Source organism: Sphingobacterium sp. GW821-FHT03E03 (genome assembly GCF_059420745.1).
This window is the reverse complement of record NZ_JBWKUH010000024.1, coordinates 43,786-67,958: the sequence shown is the minus strand read 5'-3', so window position 1 is coordinate 67,958 and position 24,173 is coordinate 43,786. Positions and strand designations below refer to the sequence as shown.

21 protein-coding genes are annotated in these 24,173 nt (G+C 40.1%); 9 read left to right on the top strand and 12 right to left on the bottom strand.

Annotated features, from left to right (window positions below; genetic code table 11):
- The first annotated feature begins 113 nt into the window (after positions 1–113).
- The 3 genes from AC07UV_RS20585 (at position 114) to AC07UV_RS20575 (ending at position 1,774) form a co-directional block, all read left to right on the top strand.
- On the top strand, positions 114–479 hold the full coding sequence (locus tag AC07UV_RS20585) for a VOC family protein (protein ID WP_495185103.1): 366 nt from the start codon (positions 114–116) through the stop codon (positions 477–479).
- A gap of 128 nt (positions 480–607) precedes the next feature.
- The gene (locus AC07UV_RS20580) at positions 608–1,048 is read left to right on the top strand and encodes a carboxymuconolactone decarboxylase family protein (RefSeq protein ID WP_282254760.1); all 441 of its coding nucleotides are present in this window, start codon (positions 608–610) and stop codon (positions 1,046–1,048) included.
- Between the two features lie 213 nt (positions 1,049–1,261).
- A complete protein-coding gene (locus tag AC07UV_RS20575; RefSeq protein WP_495185102.1) occupies positions 1,262–1,774 on the top strand; it encodes an SRPBCC family protein in 513 nt (170 codons plus the stop codon).
- A gap of 79 nt (positions 1,775–1,853) precedes the next feature.
- Here the strand turns inward: AC07UV_RS20575 and AC07UV_RS20570 are convergent, their stop codons facing one another.
- The 8 genes from AC07UV_RS20570 to AC07UV_RS20535 form a co-directional block, all read right to left on the bottom strand.
- Positions 1,854–2,540 (bottom strand): Bax inhibitor-1/YccA family protein, encoded by a 687-nt coding sequence (locus AC07UV_RS20570; protein ID WP_259179039.1) that lies wholly within the window; start codon positions 2,538–2,540, stop codon positions 1,854–1,856.
- Between the two features lie 151 nt (positions 2,541–2,691).
- Positions 2,692–4,131 (bottom strand): TolC family protein, encoded by a 1,440-nt coding sequence (locus AC07UV_RS20565; protein WP_495185101.1) that lies wholly within the window; start codon positions 4,129–4,131, stop codon positions 2,692–2,694.
- Positions 4,124–7,288 carry an efflux RND transporter permease subunit gene (locus tag AC07UV_RS20560; protein WP_282254765.1) on the bottom strand — a complete coding sequence of 1,055 codons (3,165 nt, stop codon included), beginning with the start codon at positions 7,286–7,288 and terminating at the stop codon, positions 4,124–4,126. Before AC07UV_RS20560 ends, AC07UV_RS20565 begins: the two co-directional genes overlap by 8 nt.
- A 22-nt stretch (positions 7,289–7,310) precedes the next feature.
- Entirely contained in the window at positions 7,311–8,393 is a 1,083-nt protein-coding gene (locus tag AC07UV_RS20555) for an efflux RND transporter periplasmic adaptor subunit (RefSeq protein ID WP_282254766.1), read from the bottom strand.
- Positions 8,394–8,568: 175 nt separating this feature from the next.
- On the bottom strand, positions 8,569–8,970 hold the full coding sequence (locus AC07UV_RS20550) for a hypothetical protein (protein ID WP_282254768.1): 402 nt from the start codon (positions 8,968–8,970) through the stop codon (positions 8,569–8,571).
- A gap of 84 nt (positions 8,971–9,054) precedes the next feature.
- Positions 9,055–10,269, bottom strand: a complete 1,215-nt coding sequence (locus AC07UV_RS20545) for a DUF763 domain-containing protein (RefSeq protein WP_495185100.1) — start codon at positions 10,267–10,269, stop codon at positions 9,055–9,057.
- 263 nt (positions 10,270–10,532) lie between these two features.
- Complete coding sequence (locus tag AC07UV_RS20540) at positions 10,533–11,183, bottom strand: hypothetical protein (RefSeq protein ID WP_495185099.1); 651 nt, start codon at positions 11,181–11,183, stop codon at positions 10,533–10,535.
- Positions 11,184–11,277: 94 nt separating this feature from the next.
- Positions 11,278–14,199 (bottom strand): FAD-binding and (Fe-S)-binding domain-containing protein, encoded by a 2,922-nt coding sequence (locus AC07UV_RS20535; RefSeq protein WP_282254771.1) that lies wholly within the window; start codon positions 14,197–14,199, stop codon positions 11,278–11,280.
- 272 nt (positions 14,200–14,471) lie between these two features.
- Between AC07UV_RS20535 and AC07UV_RS20530 the strand changes: the two genes are divergently transcribed.
- The 6 genes from AC07UV_RS20530 (at position 14,472) to AC07UV_RS20505 (ending at position 19,885) form a co-directional block, all read left to right on the top strand.
- Positions 14,472–14,915: an FUSC family protein gene (locus AC07UV_RS20530; RefSeq protein WP_282254772.1), complete on the top strand. Its 444-nt coding sequence runs from the start codon at positions 14,472–14,474 to the stop codon at positions 14,913–14,915.
- A gap of 182 nt (positions 14,916–15,097) precedes the next feature.
- Positions 15,098–15,571, top strand: coding sequence for an Lrp/AsnC family transcriptional regulator (locus tag AC07UV_RS20525; protein ID WP_223585270.1), 474 nt, complete (start codon positions 15,098–15,100; stop codon positions 15,569–15,571).
- Between the two features lie 19 nt (positions 15,572–15,590).
- Positions 15,591–16,658, top strand: coding sequence for an EamA family transporter (locus AC07UV_RS20520; protein ID WP_282254774.1), 1,068 nt, complete (start codon positions 15,591–15,593; stop codon positions 16,656–16,658).
- Positions 16,659–16,813: 155 nt separating this feature from the next.
- Positions 16,814–17,575: a 5'-nucleotidase C-terminal domain-containing protein gene (locus AC07UV_RS20515; protein WP_282254775.1), complete on the top strand. Its 762-nt coding sequence runs from the start codon at positions 16,814–16,816 to the stop codon at positions 17,573–17,575.
- Complete coding sequence (locus AC07UV_RS20510; protein WP_282254776.1) at positions 17,553–18,512, top strand: bifunctional metallophosphatase/5'-nucleotidase; 960 nt, start codon at positions 17,553–17,555, stop codon at positions 18,510–18,512. The genes AC07UV_RS20515 and AC07UV_RS20510 overlap by 23 nt, the downstream gene beginning before the upstream one ends.
- 155 nt (positions 18,513–18,667) lie before the next feature.
- Positions 18,668–19,885: an MFS transporter gene (locus tag AC07UV_RS20505; protein WP_120257846.1), complete on the top strand. Its 1,218-nt coding sequence runs from the start codon at positions 18,668–18,670 to the stop codon at positions 19,883–19,885.
- 65 nt (positions 19,886–19,950) lie between these two features.
- Here AC07UV_RS20505 and AC07UV_RS20500 read toward each other — a convergent pair whose 3' ends face one another.
- The 4 genes from AC07UV_RS20500 to AC07UV_RS20485 form a co-directional block, all read right to left on the bottom strand.
- Positions 19,951–21,954, bottom strand: coding sequence for a M13 family metallopeptidase (locus tag AC07UV_RS20500; RefSeq protein ID WP_495185098.1), 2,004 nt, complete (start codon positions 21,952–21,954; stop codon positions 19,951–19,953).
- A gap of 105 nt (positions 21,955–22,059) precedes the next feature.
- Entirely contained in the window at positions 22,060–22,269 is a 210-nt protein-coding gene (locus tag AC07UV_RS20495) for a hypothetical protein (RefSeq protein WP_257090206.1), read from the bottom strand.
- A gap of 67 nt (positions 22,270–22,336) precedes the next feature.
- The gene (gene metA / locus AC07UV_RS20490; RefSeq protein WP_259179007.1) at positions 22,337–23,281 is read right to left on the bottom strand and encodes a homoserine O-acetyltransferase MetA; all 945 of its coding nucleotides are present in this window, start codon (positions 23,279–23,281) and stop codon (positions 22,337–22,339) included.
- 114 nt (positions 23,282–23,395) lie between these two features.
- Positions 23,396–23,929, bottom strand: coding sequence for a TlpA family protein disulfide reductase (locus tag AC07UV_RS20485; RefSeq protein ID WP_282254779.1), 534 nt, complete (start codon positions 23,927–23,929; stop codon positions 23,396–23,398).
- Positions 23,930–24,173 lie beyond the last annotated feature (244 nt).

Sequence of the window (24,173 nt, the reverse complement as noted above, 5' to 3'; positions counted from 1 at the left end):
TAGCATAAATTAAATAGTTTGCAAAACCGAATCCCTGTTTTGCTTGTTAATTCCTACGTCTGCATAGCTATATGCAGGCCTAGGAATAAATTAAAATACCAAAAAATAAACCAATGGTGAGAACAGAAACAATAATCGCTGTGGAAAGTGTTTCTAAAAGTTCAACCTTTTACCAGGATTTGCTAGGTTGTACCAGCGAACATGGTGGCGAGACTTTTGAAATTCTAACAGTTGAAAACAATGTAATTTTATGCCTTCACAAATGGGGTGAACACGCACATCCGACCATGCTCCAACCCAAAAATGCCGGAAATGGTCTAATCCTATTCTTTCGGGTAGGTAATCTCCAGGAAGTGTTTGAAAATGCGACCAAACTCGATGCCATGTTCGAAAAAGAAATTCACTACAATGAAAATTCATTAAGAAATCAGTTTATCCTCCGGGATCCTGACAATTATTACCTGATTATTTCAGAATAAGAAGTTCGTCCGTAACTATATACGTTGGTTAGATTTAACAGATGTTAATTTGACATGTGCTTTCTTAAACCAGTTTAAGTTTATTATTCAATCTTTCCTGCAACTTTGTAGTATCAAAACATAAAACAATGACAGCACGATTAAATATTGCAAAAGTAGATGCAACAGCTTATAAAGCGATGATGGGTTTAGAAACCTACCTCGCTAATATCTTTCTTACCCCTATCCAGAAAGAGCTTATTAAAATAAGAGCATCCCAAATTAATGGATGTGCTTTTTGCCTTGACATGCACACCAAAGATGCATTAAAGTATGGTGAAACTCCTCAGCGTATATTCTTGCTGAACGCCTGGCGTGAGACCGAATTATTTAATGCCGAAGAACAGGTTTTATTGGAGATGACTGAGGAGATTACCCTAATTCATCAAGAGGGCCTGACGGAGGAAACTTATCAAAAAGCGAAGAAACTATTTGACGAAAAACAACTTGCACAGATCATTATCGCTATTATTACAATCAATTCATGGAATAGAATTGGTATAAGCACACATTTGGAATTATTAAAGTAGGTAAACCAGAGACATACCCGGTAGGATGCGAATTCAATCGCTCCCGATAGGATGTAAATGAATTTATAAAAATGGGGTCAGTCTAGCGCGAACGGCCCCGTTTTCGTTTAAAATAACTAGTCGATAAAATCTTAAATCTACCATCCCACAAATCACATTAATCAGCTATCTTTAATCCGAAAAAAGTTTATTAAACCAATTAAACGCAGAAAAATGAAAATCGTTAAAAAAATTTTAATTGTTTTGGTTATTCTCATTGCCATTCCCTTAATTGTGGCTCTTTTTGTTCCTAAAGATTTTGATGCAAAAAGTGAGATTACCATTGACAAACCTAAACAGGAGGTCTTCAACTATGTGAAAATGCTTCGAAATCAAGATTACTTTGGGGTATGGCAACTTTCCGATCCACAGATGAAGAAATCCGAACAGGGCACCGATGGTCAGGTTGGATTTAAATACAGCTGGGATGGCGAGAAAGTTGGAAAAGGTTCACAAACGATTACGCGCATTGTAGATGGAGAAACGATCGAAACATCACTTGACTTTGGATTCGGCGAACCGTCAAAAGGTTATTTTACGCTGAAGGAAATATCATCGAACCAGACAGCGGTGACCTGGGGCATTACCGGTAAGTCACCTTACCCCTGGAATCTAATGAGCCTATTTATGAATATGGATAAGGATTTTGATCAAGGGCTCAAAAACTTAAAAGATGTCTTGAAATAGCTTCATACATCATAAAAAAAGGTATTTAAAGCATAATTAAATGATCTTTAAATACCTTTTCTTCAAAAAACGAATTGAATTAACGACGACTCATCAGAATACGTAAAATATACCAAAACAACAACATGATAGAGGAAAATAGCTGTAATGCAGCCCCTACATATTGTTCATTGCCGTAATTATATTTCAGACTTTGCGTTTGGTACAAAATGCTTCCTGAAGCAATCAACACCATGATGATAGAAAACCAAAGTCCCAATTGAAATCCAAATAATGCGCCCGCGACAATGGCACCCAATGCCAGGAAGCCACCAATAACAAGGATGTTTTTCAGAAAAGAGAAATCCTTGTTTGACATAAAAGCAACGGCTGTAAGTGCTGTAAACAAGGCCAGCGTCATTATACTTGCCTGGTAAAGCAAGCCCGCACCATCAGTCATCGAAGCGGCAATAAAAATCATTGGTAGGAAAATAATAGCTTCCAATACAATGTAAAATGCCAGTCCAAGATACTGGGTCTGACGACTCTGCGCTAATGTCCATCGAGAAGACAATGAAGCTCCCAACCAGAAACATCCGAGGAGAAACAACCAAATAAACTTCCCACTGACCATCCATACAATAAAATCATAAGGAACTAATTTTATCAATAGGGTTTCTAAAACGATAAATGCTAAAATAGAAAGGGCAACATGAAGATAAGTTTTTTTGTAAAAAACGCCCCTTTCAGCCTCATCGTTAACAAGTAAATACTCTTGTGATTCCATAAAACAGTTAAATAAGATGTATTAATATACATTAAAAATAAGCATTAATTCGATTTTCACAAGAAATAATTTAAGCAGAGCCTATCGAATTACATCGCATTGATACAAAAAAAGAGGACCCCGCCTAGCAGGGTCCATTCAAACAAACAACTTATTTCCAGCCTCCTCCCAAATCTTTGTAGATATTAACAACCGCATTAAGCTGTTGCTTCTTAGTTTCTATCAATTCAAGTTTTGAATCCAATACATCGCGTTGTGTCATCAGCACTTCCATATAATCAGCACGTGCCGACTTAAACAGATCGTCTGATACCGTCACAGAATTATTGAGCACTTCAACTTCCTTGGTTTTGAAATCATAACTCTTGCCAAGGTTTTCGATATTAGACAGTTGGGTAGACACTTCCAAATAGGCATTTAAAATTGCCTTCTCATAATTATAGACTGCCTGTATCTGCTTCGAATTTGCGGTATTGAACTCCGCTTTCAATCCATTTTTGTTTACTAGCGGAGCTGCCAACTCTCCTATTATGTTGTACAACATCGATTCGGGCATTTTAAACAAATAGGATGGCTTAAAAGCTTGCAAACCCAGCGCAGCCGATATTTCCAAGGAAGGATAGAATTCCTTCCGCGCAATCTGTACATCCAATTTTGCAGCAGCAAGTTCATATTCAGCCTCACGGATATCAGGTCTATTGCTCAGGAGTTGACTCGGTATCCCCGTTTGTACTTTCGCAGGTACCATATCCACGAAGCTACTTTTATCACGTTTGATTTCCTGTGGAAAACGTCCTAAAAGGAAATTAATTCGGTTTTCAGTTTCCTTAATCTGCTGGCGTGTCTCAAATTCCATTCCTTTGGTTTTTAACACTTCTGCCTGGAATTTTTGAACAGCAAGTTCTGTCACGCGCGCCGCCTGCTTCTGTAGTTTTATGACCTCCAGTGCATTGTCCTGCAACTCGATATTCTGTTTGATAATCGTTAGCTGGTTATCCAAAGCCAACAATTCATAGTAAGATCGCGCAACCTCAGCGATAAGACTGCTCAGAACAAAGTTTTTACCTTCCACCGTAGCGAGATACCTGTTCAATGCCGCCTGTTCAGAATCTTTTAGTTTTTTCCAGACGTCGATTTCCCAGCTTGCATAGGCACCTATCTTTAGATCACTCAGTGGATCGGGCATTTCCTTCCCTGGTGCGATCTCCGTGCTGGCATCCCCAGCTCCCTGGCTTGTATAGCGCCCGACCTTCTCCACACCGCCACCGGCACGTAAACCCACACTCGGTTTCAATGCACCTTTTCGCAGTAAAATATCATTCTTGGCAATAGCCAATTCTTGCAAGGTCACATTCAGCTCCTGGTTATTTTTTAATGCAGTATCAATTAAAGCAACTAAATTAGGATCACTAAAAAAATCACGCCACTTCATATTGGCCGAATTCGTTGTGTCCTGTGCAAGTGCTTCAGCAAATTGCTGTGGCACTTGCTTGTTTTCCTGAATCTGAGTCGCTTTAGGAACCTTACAGCCTGTCATTGCTGCGGACAGCAAAACCCCTACTACCCAATATTTATTTGTTTGACTAGCCATTGTTATCGATTTCTTCAGTTAATGGATTTTCATCTTCATGTTTGATAAGTTTACGTTTGGAAGCGATTGTTCCAAAAATAAAGTAGAGCCCCGGTATGACAAGGATACCAAAGACAGTTCCAAACAACATCCCTCCTGCCGCTGCAGTACCAATGGTCCGGTTGCCGATCGCTCCAGGCCCAGAAGCCATGACCAATGGAATCAAACCTGCAATAAACGCAAATGATGTCATTAAGATAGGTCTAAACCTCACCTTAGCTCCTTCCAAAGCTGCTTCGATGATACTGAGTCCCTGCGCATGTCGCTGTGTGGCAAACTCAACAATTAAAACCGCGTTCTTACCCAATAATCCAATGAGCATGACCAAGGCCACCTGCGCATAGATGTTGTTTTCCAGTCCCAAAACTTTGAGCAGGAAAAAGGCTCCAAAAATACCAATTGGCAATGATAACAGAACCGCAAATGGCATGATAAAGCTTTCGTATTGTGCTGAAAGAATAAGATAAACAAAGCCTAAACAGATCAAAAAGATATAGATGGCTTGATTACCACGACCCACCTGATCTTTGGAGATACCAGCCCAATCAATACCATAGCCCTGTGGTAAGGTTTTCGCAGCGACGGCATTGATCACTTCAATAGCCTCACCGCTACTATATCCAGGAGCAGCAGAACCTGAAATTTCAGAAGCCATGTACATATTGTGCCGCGTGATCTCGGAGAGTCCATATACCTTTTCCATATGCATAAAAGCCGAAAAAGGCACCATCTCATCCTTATCGTTTTTCACATATAATTTCAAGATATCTTCAGGAAGAGCCCGATACTGCGGTAATGCCTGTACCATGACCTTATATTGCCGGTCATACTTAATAAAATTGGTTTCGTAGTTACTCCCCACCAATGTAGAAAGCGTATTCAGTGCATTGTCAATAGTCACCCCTTTTAATTGAGCCATATCATTGTCGATATGGAGCATGTACTGCGGAAAACTCGCACTGTAAAATGTAAAAACTGAGGACAACTCCGGTTGTTTATTCAATTCACGGACAAAATCCCTACTTACGGTCTCCATTTTCTTATAGTCACCGGAGCCCGCTTTATCCAAAAGCCGCAACTCAAATCCCCCTGCGGCACCATATCCTGGTACTGCTGGTGGCTGGAAAAACTCGATGGAAGCCCCAGGGATATTTTTCGCTGCATTTTCCAGCTGTTCGATAATTTCCTGCGAGGATTCCTTACGCTCTTCCCAACTTTTTAAATTGATCAGACAGGTTCCGGTATTCGCACCGGTTCCCTCAGTCAATATTTCATAACCGGCCAATGAAGAAACAGATTGTACACCATCGATGTCCTCCGCCTCCTTCTGCAAAGTTTGAGCGGCCAGATTTGTCCGTTCTAAGGTCGATCCCGGTGGCGTTTGGATAATGGCATAAATCATCCCCTGATCCTCGTTTGGAATAAAGCCTGCTGGCACGGAATTATTTAAAAAGTAGGCACCAATACAGAATCCGATCAATACCACAAAAGTAAAGAGACGCTTGTCAACGATACCTTTCAGTAAGAAAACATATTTGTTGGACATCTTATCAAACAATCTATTGAACGCATCCAAAAATTTGTCCACGATAGATTTCTTACGAGGTTTTCCATGATTGTTCTTAAGCATAATCGCACACAACGCTGGTGTCAACGTCAATGCAACTACACCGGAAAGGATAATAGATGTCGCCATCGTGATGGAGAACTGGCGATAAAAAATACCGACAGGCCCCGACATAAACGCAACAGGAATAAATACGGCCGCCATTAGAAATGTAATAGCGATAATAGCACCGCTGATTTCATGCATCGCTTTCTTCGTTGCCTTATAGGCTGAAATATGCAGTTCCTCCATCTTGGCATGTACGGCTTCGATGACGACAATGGCATCATCCACAACGACACCAATTGCCAATACCAGGGCAAATAGTGTGATCAGGTTGATTGTGATACCAAAAAACTGCATAAAAAGGAACGATCCCACTAAGGAAACCGGTACTGCAATGGTTGGAATCAAGGTAGACCGCCAGTCCCCAAGGAATAAAAAGACAACAATCGCCACCAGTATAAAGGCTTCAATTAAGGTATGGATAACTTTTTCCATTGAAGCATCCAAAAATTTAGAAACATCATAACTGATTTCGTAATCCAGTCCTTTCGGAAAAGAAGACTTTAGTTCCTTCATTTTATTTTTAACATCCTGGATTACCTGAGAAGCATTGCTACCATAGGATTGTTTCAGGACAATAGCGGCAGAGGGCTTCCCATTCAATGTAGAATAAATATCATACATGGCGGATCCAAATTTAATATCGGCAACATCGCGCAAGCGCAACATTTCACCGTTTCCATTTGTTCGTAATACGATATTACCATAGCCTTCGGTTGTTGTGAAACGCCCCGGATATTTCAGGACATATTCAAAAGACTGTGAAGTAATCCCGGAAGACTCACCGGCTTTGCCCGGAGATGCTTCCAAACTTTGCTCTGACAGAGCTTTCATCACCTCCTCAGCGGATATTTTATAGGCGGTCATGCGATCAGGTTTTAACCAGATCCGCATCGCCAATTCCCGTGTTCCAAGAATATTCGCGACCCCAACACCGTCTACACGTCTCAATTCTGAAACGATATTCATATCGGCGTAGTTATACATAAAGTTTCCATCAAGGTCTTTATCCTTGCTATATAGGTTGATATACATCAACATATTGGATTCTTCCCTTGTAATTTTTACCCCCTCGCGTACAACGATAGGTGGAAGCTTATTAACAACAGAAGCCACACGGTTCTGTACGTTCAATGAAGCTTGATTTGGATCTGTACCTAGATTGAATACCACCTGTATGCTGGCTTCACCATCGTTACCGGCATCTGAAGCCATATATTTCATTCCCGGAACCCCATTGATGGCGCGCTCAAGTGGAATGATAACAGATTTTATCATGAGTTCCCCGTTCGCACCCGGGTATTCTGCTGTAATGTTTACTTTAGGTGGCGATATGGATGGAAATTGAGTTACTGGAAGTTGTACCATCGAAAGAACCCCCAGAAACACAATGATCAGCGATATAACAATCGAAAGTACAGGTCTATTTATAAAACGACTAAACATAGTAATTTAAGAGTATGGAGATTTATTCTGTTTTTAACTTCAAATTAGAAATGGCATCTTTAGGCTGAACGAAGCTGTAGTTGATCTTTTCATCCTCTTTCACTTTCTGTATACCGTCCAATAGGAATTTATCATCTTTTTGAAGTCCACTGCTGACCACATAAAGATCAGGAAGGGAATTGCTAATTGTGATATAACGAGCTCTTAACTTGCCTGCTTTATCCACGACATAAACATATTTCCGGTCCTGTAACTCGTAGGTTGCCTTTTGTGGAATAATCAATGCCTGCTTCAATGGAAAATTCATAACGACTTTACCACTTTCACCATGTTTCAATAATCGATTGGGATTTGGAAATCTCGCCCTAAAGGCAATGTTACCGGTTTCGCTGTCAAATTCACTCTCTATGGTTTCAACCACACCATGTTCTGGAAGCAATTCGTTATTGGCAAGCAATAATCCAACATGGGTATCTCCGCGTTTACTCACGTTTGTCTGATAATTCAGGTACTCTGGTTCCGACACATTGAAGTATACCAGCATCTGGCTATTGTCGGAGAGGCTTGTCAATAACTCGCCCTCATCCACCAAACTTCCTAATTTTAGCGGGATACGGTCAATTGTACCATCAAATGGTGCTCTTATTTCAGTAAAAGAAAGGTGCAGTTTGGCAATTGCGGAAGCCGCCTTGGCTTGCTCCAGTTTTGCTTTCGCCATCGCAAGTTCGTTGGGGGATACGACATTTTTATCGGCTAAGCTCTTGGTGTTCTGCACTTCAATCTCGGCGACATTCACTTCCGCCATAGATTTTCTAAACTCTGCTTCATACATTTTGGGCATAATGCGAAACAGAAGCTGTCCTTTGTGTACAAATTGTCCCTCATCGACAAAAATCTGCTCCAGGTATCCTTTCTCCTGTGCACGTAATTCGATATTACGAAAGGATTTAATCTGAGAAACAAAATCCTTACGGATTGTTGTATCCACCTGTACGGGAGAAGTAACATTGAATTTTTCCTTTTCTTCTTTCTCTTCCTTTTTGGAAGTACACCCAATTTGGCATAATACCATAGCCAAATTAACGAGCATAAATACTCTTTTCATTTGTAAGCGTCTAATTAAAAATAAGTTTGATTGTTTGTTGATATGGTAGTTGAAATAACCTAAGCCTTAGATTGTTGTAATACAAAAAGAACACAGAATCATTAGTCTATCAATGAAAGTCTGAATTATTCGGAATACAACGAAAATAAAGTTGGGCTATTTCGGAGATTGGCTATTAAATTCTCCAGTTTTGTTGAAGAATATACCTTTGGGGGTGTAAATAAGCGACAAAATTGCAAAAAGGAATCTTTTTTGCAAAACGAAATACAAAGATAAAAAGTACAACCGCACAGAACAATAAAGCGACAAAATTAGAAGCTGCTTCAAGGTCTTTGGTCAACTGAAAATTCTCACTGTCAAACTCTTCAATGACGGGGTTCTCATCATGTACGTTTCCAGCTATTAGAGGATCGATGTGGACACTTAGAGAATTAATCCTGTCCTTCAGGTTGGCATCATTGGGCTGATACATAAAACTGACCGTAGGGCGATCAGATTCGTTAAGCACAGCATGGCTATTACCGCTCCTAATCAATAGGAACCCTATAAAACATAGAATTGTAATAACCACTTTCATTTGAGGGCAAATATACTAGCGTATAAATAATTTCAATAAGGTTTAACACAATTTAACAAAATGATTACAATCCAACAATAATGTTTAGAAAAGTGACAACTGTTGCCCTATGTCACCATCCTTTGGAGCTTCTGCCTGACCAAATACGGTTCGACCATTGTACTTCCAAGAGTCTCTACGTTCTTCTGCTATGACCTGTTGAATATCAAACTGGGGTGTGAAATTATGCTCAACGTCCAATATGATCTGATGGAGTTTATGCATGGATTTTAATTTATCGCTATTCCCCAGTTTTGACCTTTCGATACCCTTTTGTAAGATTTGAATACTTTGGTCGTAAATATTCAAAGGGACAGGAAAAGGATGCCCATCCTTTCCACCATGGGCAAAAGAAAAGCGCGCGGGGTCTTTAAATCGTGCCGGAGCACCATGGATTACCTCACTGACTAGTGCCAAAGATTGTAATGTACGCGGCCCCATCCCCTTTAACAGCAAAAGCTCCTCAAAATCCTGAGGCTGATTTTCCCGTGCCACATATAACATCGCTCCTAACCTTTTGAGATCAACATCTGCAGCACGTACATCGTGATGGGAAGGCATGACCAATTTTTTAAAGTCCAATAATGCACGGGAAGAATCTTCGTTAACGATAGCCATAATACCTGTTCTGTTAGGGGCTGCAGCAGAAGCTGTCAAGTTCAAAATAAGACCCTGCGAACGTCCTTCAATACCAGCATGAGGTTCGTCAATGAAAGAGCGAACTTTCTCTGAATGCCAATGATAGCGGCGGGCAGTTCCATCATGATTATGCATACCCTGTTGTACCACAGCCCAATGACCGTCTTTGCTGACAATAAAATTGTGGAGGTATAACTGATAACCATCTTGTATAGCCGTATTATCCACCTTGGCCACTAACTTACTTGTTCGAACCAATTTATTCCCGTCCAAACCGGTTTTATCTGCCAAATAAAGTAGCTCCTGTGGTGTGTCTTTAGAAAATTTACCCTTACCGCCACATATATAAAGGCCGAATGCATCCGCGCAGGGATTGATCGCGCGTTTTAAAGCGCCCATGACCGATGTTGTAATACCTGATGAGTGCCAGTCCATGCCGAGTACAGCGCCAAAGCTTTGAAACCAAAATGGATCTGCCAATCTCCGGAGCACCTCATCTTGTCCATAATCCATCAGGATGACCTCCACAATGGATTTGCCCAGTGAACTCATCCGTTCATACAGCCAAGCTGGTACTTTTCCATAGTGTAGCGGCAAATCCGCCGTTCCTGAATGCCTCATAAATAAAACTAAATATATTAGCACAAATATAACTCTTTTTATTTGCTAAACGAGATTTTCAGAGAATTGGGATTTATCATTTACAACACCAAGATCCTATACATGCCTAAGGAAATCAGCAGCATGTAAAACCAGAAAATCAGACTAATAAAAGAATCAATATTAAAAAAGGCTGTATAATCGTGTGATTATACAGCCTTCTCGCTATTTCAATATATTGCCGGCCAACGCCGGCTGCTTACTATCTATCCATAGTTAAAGATTTACTTTCCAGTCAAAGCCGATATAAATCCAGCACGGAATGATGGATCTTTTTCGGAAAATTCAATCGAGTGTTTATAGGTATCCACATTAAAAAACAATTCCGCAGGTTCCGCCTTTTTATTCTCTAAAAACAGTTTGAAACTATAGGCAGTTTTCTTTGATAGATCTACATTCACTTTATTGGATGAAAATACATTTGGCAGAACAACCTCTTTCGTAAACCCATCAGTACTTGGCATTTGAAATAATTCACCTAAAGCTTTAACTAAGTTGTCAGATTGCGTTCCTAGGGTAGTAATTTTAATTTTTCCTTTCGTAAAGCCTACATCATCACTTGGCTGACCATCGATAATACCTGCTGGGATAAAATCAACGACTTCAATTTTAGCACCTACTGTATCCTTATTGTAAATTGATTTCGTTGTATAAATGCGACTTGAATCGGTTTTAACTTCGTCGGTAATACGCAGAAAAAAGTTCTTTTTTTCAGGTCCTGGCGTACCATTCGTCAGTTGTTCGATGCGTACCCGCTCAATGGTATTCGCTGTCGCAGTATCACTTCCATCAGTTTTCTTCTGATTAGAATTTCCACAAGCAGCCATCATCATCGTAGCTGTTGCAAGAAGGGCTATAGATTGAATTTTGTACATGGTGAATTGTTTATTATCAGTAATAGTAGTAATATTGTTCCTATAATATTACTACTATTACTGATAACAAACAACTATTCGCAATGTTTTTATTTTATTTCAATAAAGCGTCGTATAAAATTTCAACGGGGTGAAAAGATTTTCTTCCGGTACCATCTTTGATCTGATGACGGCACGAAGTACCCGCAGCAGCAATTAGAGTCGCCGTATCTGTGCTACGTACAGCTGGCAATAAAACCAGTTCGGCTACTTTCATTGAGACATCATAGTGTTCGGCTTCGTAACCAAACGAACCTGCCATGCCACAGCAGCCCGACGGAATCACTTCAACGGAATAATTGGACGGGAACGCTAAGACTTGCTGGGTAATGCCTACCAGATGAAAGGCTTTCTGATAGCAATGTCCATGCAGCTTGATCTTCTTTTCCACAGCTGTAAACTGCTCCTGATGAATACGGCCCGCCTCGATTTCCGCCAATAGAAATTCGTCAATCATAAGTGCATTTTTAGCCACCAACTGTGCATCAGTACGAAGATTTTCATCAACCAGACTTAAATATTCATCTCTAAATGTAATGATGCCAGATGGTTCAATACCCAACAACGGTGTTTCGTCGGTAATCAGACCTTTTAGGAAATTAATGTTTTGATTGGCAATCTTTTTTGCTTCTTTGACAAATCCTTTGGAGAGATATGTCCGTCCGCTTTGTACATGTTTTGGAATAATCACTTCATAGCCCAATGCCGTTAGTAGCTTGTAAGTTGTAATACCAATCTCAGCATCGTTATATTCTGTAAACTCGTCGGAGAATAGATAGACCCTGCGTTTAGTTTGCGGTACTATCGTTTGCTTCCTGGCCCATTGGCTCAACGTCGTTCCATTCACCGTAGGAAGAGAGCGTTTTGGTGCAAAGCCTACAGTTTTCTTTACCAAACCGGATAAAAAGTCATTCTTCACAACAAAATTATAGATTGGGGCAACGAGTGATCCCAGTTTCTGGGAATCAGTAAAATTCGCGATCAATTTGGTCCTAAAGCCGGCCCCATGTTCATCGTAATAATGCTGTAAAAACTCTGCTTTCATCTTGGCAACATCCACACTCGACGGACATTCCGTTTTACAGCCTTTGCAACTTAAACACAGATCCATCACTTCCTTGATTTCCTCATGGTCAAAGCGATTTTTTTTCGTGGAGTTGGTTAAAAATTGACGCAACATATTCGCTCGTGCACGCGTTGTATCCTTCTCATCCCGTGTCGCCATAAAAGATGGACACATCGTCCCACCGGTAATTTCTGTTTTCCGGCAATCACCCGAGCCCGAACATTTTTCAGCCAAACGGAGAATGGATTCATCTTTGGAAAAATCAAAATAAGTTTTTATATCCGTCCTATTTTTGTCATTGTCATAACGCAAATGGGCATCCATTGGTGGAGTGTTGACAATCTTATTTGCATTAAATACTCCTATTGGGTCGAAGATTACCTTTACTTCCTCCAGAAGTTTATAAACCTTTTCTCCGAGTACTTTACCAATAAATTCTCCCCTCAAACGCCCGTCGCCATGCTCTCCACTCAACGATCCATTATACTTTAACACAAGGTCACTTGTTTTTTCCAATATGGAGCGGAAAGTGCGCTTACCTTCTTCTGTTTTCAGATTGACAAAAGGCTCGATATGTAGTTCACCCGCTCCAGCATGTGCATAGTAAGATGCATGCACCCCTTCTTCAACCAAAAGTTTCTGGATGTCACTGACATAGGCCGGAAGATCCTCTGGAGAAACCGCACAGTCTTCGATTAAATTGACCGGTTGGCTGTCCCCAGGAAGATTACGGATAAGCCCTAATCCAGCTTTTCGGACATCCCAGACAAGATTAGTCTGCTCGACTCCAATAATATAAGGATAGGCATATCCTAACCCTTTCTCAATCAGTTCTGCCTTTAAAGCCATCGCCTTGGCCTCGGTCTCCGCAGCAGTATGACCTCTAAATTCTACGATCAACAGTGCCTGAGGATCACCCTCAATAAAAAAGCGATTGTATTTATAAGTCGGATGCCCGACCGTAAAATCCATGATATATTTATCGACCAGCTCAGATGCCTCAGGCTGATGATTCAACGCGATGACATTTCCATGCATACATTCAACCATATCAGCAAAATGAACACATAATAGTCCAAGTTCCTGCGGTGGTAAATCCATCAAGTGAAGCTTTGCCTCCGTTACAATCGCCAAAGTTCCCTCCGAACCCGCCAAAAGGTTACACATATTAAAGGGTTGCGTACGGTCACTCAAAATATCTAAGGCATATCCAGTATTTCGTCGGGTAATCGAACGCTTGGGGTAGCCTGTTTCAATCGCCGCCAAATTTTGAGGATCTGTCAACAAATCATTCATGTGACGGTAGATATCCCCTTCACGATCTGCCTGTAAAAGTTTTTTAAAATAACTTGCCTCATCCAGCGAAGCAAAGCTCACCTCTGATTTATCATCTAAAAGTACATTTGCTGCAATTAGATTATGACGGGTATCGCCCCAGACAATGGAATGGAGACCCGAGGAATTATTACCAATCATACCACCAACCATAGCCCGACTTGCCGTGGATGTCTCCGGACCAAACATGAGCCCAAAAGGCTTCAGGTAACTATTCAGATCATCACGAATCACGCCGGGTTGTACCCGCACCCATTTCTCCTCCACATTCAATTCCAGGATGCGGTTAAAATGACGGGATATATCCATAATGATACCATTTCCGACAACCTGTCCTGCCAACGATGTTCCAGCGGTACGGGGAATTAAGGTTGTTTGGTTTGCTCGGGCAAAATCAATCAAATTCTTTATATCGTTTATATCAGATGGAATGGCCACCGCCAACGGTTTTTCCTGGTACACCGAAGCATCTGTTGAGTAGGCAAGTAACATGGTTTGATGCGATGCCTCATCTGAATAATACAACTCCCCTTTAAGTTGAGTTGCCAATACGGCTAACTGATTCTGATCTTTCACTGAATTTGCTTTTTTATATAGAAAACAAATTTAGTCAAATTTCTCCTTTGGAAAAAGGAAGAATTGCAAGAAATACACAATTTCTTTTAACAAAACGCATAAAAACGCAATCACAAAATGCAACAAACCGGAATTTTATTTCGCATCTTCATGAATTGCTTGTATTTTTGCAGCAGCAACACGGTTTAATGAATTAACATCCGCTCTGTTATATGCGTAATCTTATCCTTCGATACACATTACATTCAGATTTTATTATATATTCGATACGAGTGCTAGTAGGATTTTTACTAGGCTACATTCTATTTGTGTCCTTTCCGGAATACTCTGTTTCCTGGACACTTATTTCAATTATCCTAGTGATATCCCCGCAGGAAAATGAGTCCAAAAAAATTGCCATTGACCGTGCCAAATCCAATTTCATTGGCTCTGCCATCGGTCTCAGTTTATACTTCGTACCGATTCCACAGCTATATGCAATGATTATCGGGATGCTTGCCTCCCTCATCATCTGCAAGGCACTGAATATTATGGCTGTGGCCCGCACATCTATGGTGGCTTTAATTATTGTCTACCTACATGAGCAGGAAAGTCGTTCATATTTTGCAGCCCTCGACCGTTTCGGTTGTGTTTGCGTGGGATGTTTGATCGGCTTAGGTGTCATCCTATCCACCCGGAATATTATTATTAAATTGAGAAATCGGTATAATTGTTGACCATCACAAACTGTAGACCACCTGCAACTCCTTTTCAACCAACAAATTAAAGCAAACAAAGAAAATCAGCAGAAAGGCAAATCGAATAAAATTCACAACAACAACTATTCTTTCAGAATAATATTCATAATTAATACTAATATTTTGAATATTCTACTTTTTTCTTTACCTTTGCAGTCGAAATGACAAAAGTAGAATATAATTTAGATCAGGTAGATTACAAAATTCTTCGTTTAATGCAGGATAACGGGCGTATCAACAATGCTGATATCGCTAGAGAATTAGGTATGGCTCCTTCAGCAATACTGGAGCGGGTTAAGAAGCTTGAACAGAAAGACGTGATCCTAAAATACAGCGCCAAGATCAATCCAGCGGCTGTTGATCAGAAACTTTTATCATTTATTTTCATCAAATCCAATGATATCATTGGCGAACAACGTGTAGGTCTCGCCCTCGCGGAAATCCCGGAGGTACAAGAAGTACACGACATTGCTGGAGATGACGGTTATCTTATCAAAGTAAGAACGGCAGATTCAACAGGTTTGGTTGATTTAATGCGCAATACACTGGGTAAAGTAGAAGGAATAATTTCTACTCGTACCACAATTGTACTTCAAACGGTAAAAGAAGATCAACAGGTTGTTATACCTGAATAACAGAAAGGAGGTTTTAATTATGTTGCAAGGACACAAAAAAGCTGCAAGCCCTTTAATGGTTGTGGTTGCTTATTTTATTATTTATGTGGTATGGGGCTCTACCTTTTTCTTTATAGAAAAAGCATTGCATAGTTTTCCACCATTTATATTAGGCTCGTTTCGGTTTGTTACCGCAAGCGCCATCCTGATGAGTTATTGTGCCATAAAAGGTTATAAACTGTTTAACAAACGCTCCATATTGGAAGCTGCCTTTGTAGGCTTCTTACTTCTGTTTGTGGATATGGCCGGAGTCATCTGGGCCGAACAATATGTTTCTGGTGGGGTAGCCGCGATTATCGCCGCTGCAGCTGCAATCTGGTTTATTTTACTTGACAAACCCAAATGGAAAGAGAATTTTAGCAGCGTTACCACAGTAGCCGGTGTTGTGCTTGGGTTCATTGGGGTTGTTATGTTATTTGCAGAACAGATCATGGCTTCCAACGACAATGCCAATGGAAATTTGAAAATCATCGCGCTATGTATTTTGGTATTGGGCTCCATCTCCTGGACAGTAGGTTCATTAGCGTCTAAATACTTCAAAAAATCAGAAGCACAAGAAAAAGAAGATCTGCACGTTATGGTCAAAACAGCCTGGCAGATGGTCACTGCAGGTGTTCTTTTTAATATCACCGCGCTGTTTACAGGCGAGTACGCATCATTTGAATTAAGTAGTGTCGCTCCTGTCGATTGGTTTAATTTAGCATATTTGATCACATTTGGTTCTATCCTTGCATTTAGCTCCTATATTTGGCTTTTACAGGTGCGCCCAGCGATGGAAGTAAGTACATACGCTTATGTAAATCCGATCATTGCGTTAATATTAAGTCATTTTTTCACTTCACATGCCGTGACTTCCTTACAGATTGTAGGTTTGGCAGTTATTTTGTTCTCTGTTTTACTGATGAACTGGAAGGCTTACCGCACCAAATTGTCAACTAAAAATAAAAACAAAAAGATCCTGCAAGGAGGTACATTGGATACTTTGCCAAAGCATGATGATCGTCAATCAACTATAGATGATCTTCCCGAAGCAGAATTAGTACACTAGGTTGTTATTTTTCTAATTATATGATAAAGCTTAACGTAGATCTATGTTAAGCTTTTATTGTTTTTATCTTTTTAGCAAAATTAGACGAGCAGGAATAAGATTTCTTCATATTTAATTGGCTAACTTTGCCCCAGTATTTGGCTAAACTAACTATAATGAATATATCAAAGCAAATTGCCTTTATTGGTAGTTTTGGAGTCGCTTCGCTTTTGATGGTCACAGGTTGTTCAAAGCAACTCCACCCTACACAAAAGGACTTCAAACAATACCATATCAACAAGGATGTACAAGCAGATCCTACCGTCGTTTCCATCTATGAGCCATTCAAGCAAAAAATGGAAACCGAAATGAACCGCGTTATCGGACATGCCAATAAGGCGTTGACAAAAGAGAAGACGCCTGAAACATTAATGGGTAATTTCTTTTGCGAAGCCTTGTTGTGGATGAGTGACCATTACGCCCACAATCCCGCAGACCTGGCCTTTGCAACAAAAGGAGGAATTCGCAATGATCTCAAAGCTGGAAATATCACAGTAGGACATATCTTTGAAGTAATGCCCTTTGAAAATACATTGACGATTATTGAGCTAAAAGGCAGCCAAATACGCCAGCTTGCTGACTATATCGCGACAACCCATGGCCAGCCTATTGCGGGCATGACCTTAACGATAACAGGCAATAAGGTACAGGATATCAAAATCAAAGGACAGGCAATAGATGACAATAAAGCATACAAACTCGTCACCTATGATTATCTGGCCAATGGTGGCGATAATCTCGTCCTATTGACACAATCGATCGCTAGAACCAACTATCCCCAACGGATGCGTGAAGGTTTGATAGAATATGTAAGTGAATTAACAAAAGCAGGTAAACAAGTAAATGCGGAATTAGATGGAAGAATTAAAATCAATTAATCGGAGAACCTTTATCAAGCAAGCCGGTGGATTTTCTGCAGCACTTGCTTTGGGTTCATTACCTTTTCAGGCGGCAGCAAAAAGTAAAAAGATCAAATTGACCATTTTACATACCAATGATGTGCATAGTCGCATTGAGCCTTTTCCAATGGACGGTGGTAAGTATCAGGGACTGGGTGGTGTAGCTCGTCGTAGCACACTGATCAATAAGATCCGTAGCGAGGAAAATAATCTACTATTATTGGATGCAGGAGACATGTTTCAAGGAACACCGTATTTCAACCTCTTTGGCGGTAAATTAGAGCTCGACCTGATGACCAAATTGCGATATGATGCCGGGACATTTGGTAACCATGAGTTCGATAATGGCCTGGATGGACTCGTGAAATACCTAGATCACGCCAAATTTCCATTTCTGACGGCCAACTATGATTTTAAAGGTACCGTACTTGAAGGGAAAACCCAGGATTATACGATATTTCATAAAGGCGGTATCAAGGTAGGTGTATTTGGACTGGGGGTTGATATCGAAGGTTTGGTAGATCCCAATAATTACAAAGGGATGAAATATCTGGATCCGATTGAAATATCCAACAAAGTTGTTAAAATCCTGAAAGAAAAACATAAGTGTGACCTTATTATCTGTCTTTCACACCTTGGGTATCAATATGAGAATGATAAAGTTTCAGATCTGGTTCTGGCAGCCAAAACATCAGATATCGATTTGATCATTGGCGGACACACCCATACTTTTTTAAATGAACCGACCTTGGTCACAAATTTAAAAGGAACACAGACAGTGGTCAACCAAGTTGGTTTTGCAGGCATCAATCTTGGTCGCATTGATTTTATTATGGAACCGGGATCAGACAAAAAGCAGATGATAGCAAGTACCTATCAGGTCAACCCCTCAATAGCAGAATCGCAACTGGCATAATATTATCCATTTATAATAGATGCCAAATTGACCAAATCAATTTGGCATTTTTTTGACAGAATCCGTTAAAGTTTTTGTGAGCCAAAACCAGCCCATACCGGAAAGATGGAAACGCTCATAATAAATGACAAGCTTTTAAAAAGCAAATTATTTGCATGAAAAAAATCATATCCATATACTTGGATTCCTTCAAAGGCCTTTCACAGGCCGCATGGCTCTTGGCAGTTGTTATGTTGATCAACAGAATGGGAAGTATGGTTATCCCCTTCCTAGGGCTCTATATGACACAGGTCCTTCATTTTGATATCAAACAAGTTGGTATTGTGCTTATGAGCTATGGCATAGGCTCAGTTTGCGGCTCCTACATCGGTGGATGGTTGACAGATCGGATTGGTAGCTTTAAGGTGCAATTCGGTAGTTTAGTATTGGCTTCGCCACTATTTTTATTGATTCCTTTATTTAAAGAGGTTCAATCACTGTCTATCATGATCTTTACACTAAGTCTAATTTTTGATGCATTTAGACCTGCAAATTCTGTTTCTGTTGCGAGTTACGCTAAACCCGAGAATATTACCCGAGCGTTTTCGCTCAACCGTTTAGCAATTAATCTAGGATTTTCAATCGGTCCTGCCGCCGCAGGCTTTCTGGCTACAATCTCGTTTAACTGGATATTCTATGGAAATTCCTTTGCAGTGATGTGTGCTGCAGTAATTTTCTTTATCTTCTTTAATAAAAGACAAAAAAGAACAGATGTAAAAGCAAAAAAAGAAGCATTGGCAAACAGCAATATAATCGTAAAACAAAGTCGCAATCCTTATACCGATATTCCCTTTGTATTATTTAATATATTTTGCTGCATTTTCTCGTTCTGCTTTTTCCAGCTAATTACGACATTACCGATATTTTATCGTGAAGTACACCACCTGGATGATCATCAGATCGGATTTCTCCTAGGTTGGAGTGGTTTTGTGATTGTGCTATTGGAGATGTTTGTCGTCCATGTCGCCGAAAAGAGGTTCTCACTGATTAGTACATTGGTGTTTGGTACAGTTTTATGCGCCCTCTCCTACGCCATGTTAAATTACATGGGTGGACTAGGCTGGTTATATTTCACATTTTTTATCTTCGGTCTTGGCGAAATGCTGACACTTCCCTTTATGGCGACCGTATCTGTCAATCGTTCTACACCCAAAACTCAGGGAGCATATATGGGATTCAACTCCCTAGCTTTCTCTGCCGCAAATATCTTTTCACCATTGCTAGGAACTTCTATTGTTGACTCCTTTGGTTTTACAACATTGTGGTGGGCCACAGCACTGACCCTGTCCTTTACAGGACTCGGCTTTTACCTTGTGCTGAAATGGATGCGCTAAATAATAAAAGGGACATTTCATTTGAAATGTCCCTTTTATTATTTAAATAAGATCGATGGATTTTCTTACCAGATCTTAATACGCTTATCTGTAGGGATAAACATTTTATCGCCATCTTTCGTTTCCCAGGCAGCATGGAATGCATCCAAATTGATGATCGGAGCGAATGCCCTATATTGTGCAGGAGAATGTGGGTCCGTCTTCACCTGATTCACAACAAATTCATCCGTTGTCTTCGTTCTCCAAATGGTAGCCCAAGAAAGGAAGAAACGTTGATTCTGTGTAAAACCATCGATTAAACCAGGATTTCCTTTGTCTTTTAAATACAACTGTAGTGCATCAAAAGCGACCGAAGAACCACCCAAATCACCAATATTCTCACCTAAAGTGAAACGGCCATTTACAAAAACTCCCAGAACGGGCTCATAAGCTTCAAATTGTTTGACCAACGCATTCGCTGCGGCTTCAAATTTAGCCTTATCACCATCAGTCCACCAGTTGTTCAAATTGCCATTACCATCGTATTTTGCACCCTGATCATCAAAACCATGAGACAACTCATGTCCTATGACTGCACCGATGCCACCAAAATTAACCGCTGCATCGGCTTTGTAATCATAAAACGGAGGCTGAAGAATTGCTGCCGGAAATACGATTTCGTTAAACAATGGACTATAATAAGCATTGACAGTCTGTGGTGTCATTCCCCATTCAGATTTATCAACTGGCTTACCTTGTTTTGCAAGGTTCTCATAAAAAGCCCACTTGCTGGATGATAAAACATTCGCGTAAAGCGATGTTCCAATATCAAGCTTGCTATAATCCTTCCATTTGTCCGGATAACCGATCTTCACTTTAAACTTCGACAACTTTTCGAGCGCCTTCACTTTTGTATCTGCGGACATCCATGTTAGACCATTGATATGTTGCCCGAATGCTTTTACAAGATAACTTACCAGCTCCTCCGCATCCGCTTTGGCTTTTGGTGGAAAATTCTCCTTCACATATAACTTACCCAAAAGCTCCCCAGCGATAGAATTAACAAACTCTACCCCTCGTTTGTCCAGTGCACGTTGTTCTTTCTGCCCTTTTAACTTACGACCCCAAAAATCAAAAGAAAGATCATTTAATTCCTGAGTTGTATACGAAGCAGCGGTGTTTAATAAGTGAAATGTCAAGATATCTTTAATAATCGGAAGGTTCGCCGGATTGAAGATTTTATCTAAATTTTCATAGTATTTTAGTTCTGGCACAATAACGGTATCAGCTTTGAATCCAACGTCGCTCAGATATTTAGCAATGTCAACGTTTTTTACCATCTTTTTCAAATCAGCAACCGCCACCGGATTATAGCGGCCATTTGCATCACGCGACTGTTCGACAGTTTTTAGATTAGCAGCCAATTCTTTTTCAAATGCAACAATTTTTGGACCTTTTAGATCTCTTGTGCGTTGCCCCGATTTGGCGTAAAGCGCAGAGATATATTCCGAATAATCCTTTAACGTCTCTTCATTCTTTTGATCCTTAACTTGGTAATAAGAACGGCCTAAGCCTAGACTTCCACCACCCAAATAAACCGTATTGACATTAGAATTTTTGAGATGCGCATAAACATATCCGCCAAAGAAAGGGTTTCCTCCTATAGGAGCCACTTCTACCAGATATTTATACAGATCATCAAAATTCTTTATCGCATTAATTTTTGTCAAGTAGGGCTGAACAGGTTCTAATCCCAATTTGTCACGCGTCTTCGTATCTACAAAAGACCGGTACAGATCACCTATTTTCTGATTATCTGTTCCTTTTGTAAACTGGCCCGATAACGATTCCTGTAACACTTTCAGTGTAGCGATGTCTGTATTTTCACGCAACTCATCAAAAGAGCCCCAACGTGCCTTATCCGACGGAATTTTAACCGTTTTCATCCATTGACCATTCACAAAATTATAGAAATCATCCTGCGGACGAACACTTTTATCCATGTAATTTACATTGATTGCATTATTTTGCGCATGGCCGGCCAAAGAACCACATGCCAACAAAGCAGCCAAAAGTATATTTCTCTTCATATAAATTTTAGTTTGTTATGTATCTACACAAACTTAAGAAAAGTTTCGCTATTGTTCCTAACACAAAACATAGTTTTGCAGACAACTGAAATAGTAGATATTACACTATGTCTGTCTTTTGTTTTGAGTCGATTTACGGAGCAGGAGAAAGAAAATCACCAGGAAGAGTGCCACTCCACCCAACCAAATCCAGGGGTTGGCATACCACAACGTGCCGTTTGCCTCCTTGAGCTTTTGATTTTCCTCAATCGGCACCTCCGCATGAAGTATAATAATTGAAAACAGCAAACAAAACAGTAAAGACATTCTTTTCATATGATCTACTTTATATAGATAGAATGCTCCGCAAGCCTATTTTGTTTGCTTAGGATAAAATTTGTGTTCAGTCTTTTTGTCTGATCTCCCCCAGATGAACGACATCTTTTAAATCAAAAGGCGTTTCTTGGTACACAAAATAGTTGAGCCAATTGTTAAATAACAAGTTAGCATGGCTCGTCCAACGCACCAAAGGTTGATTTTCTGGATTGTCATCTCTATAGTAGTTTGCAGGCATGCGAATGGCCTGGCCTTTTTCTAAATCCCTTTTATACTCTTCATCCAAAGTAAATGGTGCGTATTCAGAATGGCCGGTCAGATAAAATTCCCGACCACCGCGGGAAGATGCGATGGCAATACCTGCCTCAGGAGATTCGGAAAGAATTTCTACCCCGCTTTTAGCAAGTAAATCGTCTTTCTCCATAGTTGTATGCCGGCTATGAGGAATAAAAAACTCATCATCAAATCCACGAAATAACGGATGTCTTTTGTCGAGAGCAGTATGTTTGAATACACCAAAAAGCTTTTCGTCCAACGGTTTTTTCTCCACATCATAAAAATGATACAAGGCTGCCTGTGAAGCCCAACAGATATACAAGCTTGACGTTACATGTGTTCTTGCCCAGTCAAAGATCGTCTGAATTTCATTCCAATAGGTCACCTCCTCAAATCTGACCATCTCAACCGGAGCGCCTGTGATGATCATACCATCGTAGAAGTTTTCCTTCACTTCACTTAGGCTTTTATAAAACATCTCCAAGTGTTCCTCAGGAGTGTTTTTTGAAACGTGGGTTTCCAATCGAAGAAACTCCATCTCAACTTGCAAAGGATTATTGGAAAGTAAGCGGATAAAATCGGTCTCCGTTGTAATCTTAAGAGGCATCAGATTGAGGACCAAAACACGTAATGGTCTAATATCCTGCTCGTTTGCTCTTAGATCACTCATAACAAAGATATTTTCCTTTTTTAAAAGCTCTATCGCAGGAAGGTTATTAGGAAGTTTGACTGGCATATATAAATTTCTCCTTATACAATTAGCATGCAAAATTAACAAGAAAATGGCAGAATACTAAATGAAACCGCAAATTTAAGTTTGCACCAAAACATAGCTTTTTTCCCTTTCAGATCACTCTTCGGTTAATTGCCTTAGGGCTTTTTGAAACTTCGCCGAGCCAAAATTCATCCCGCCAACGTGCTTATTGACCAGTTTGCCCGCTTTATCTATGATAATGGTCGTGGGAATACTTGTCGTACTAAGATCTTTTGGTAAGGCGGAGTTCAGCTGATAGACCGGAAGACTATATTTTCTTTTCTTAAAAAACTTCTCTGAGTACTTCAGGTTACCGTCTACGTCCACCGATAAAAACACAATTCGGCTATTCCCTTGAAAGTCTTTATAGAGTTTGTCCAAAGAGGGCATTTCTGCTAAACAAGGTGAACACCATATCGCCCAAAAATTGATCAAAACAACTTTACCTTTGAGCTGATTCAACGAAATCACCTTGCCTTTACTATCTTTAAAACTAACTTCGTCATTTTTGAGTCGCAAGCCAGCAGACGTTGTCGGATCATTTCCATACGCATAACCCGATGTGTATGCAAATAGTAATAGCAGTAAGATGCTGATCGTAATGGATCCAACGCTGTTTTTTCTTCTCATATTGTTTCTTTCATGAAGCACACACAATCAACGTTTATTGTATAAATTGATTGTGTTCATCACTACACAAACTACAATAAAATTACATTTAATCTAGCATTTTAATTCAATATCCATGTCAGCAAATTGACCAAACTTGATGGTTTAAATACATCCTACTGATCCAATGCAGTCTATGAACACAAGAAAAAACTGCAAAATCAGAACATAATAAACTAAGCAGCTGGGAATTAAAGCTAACAAA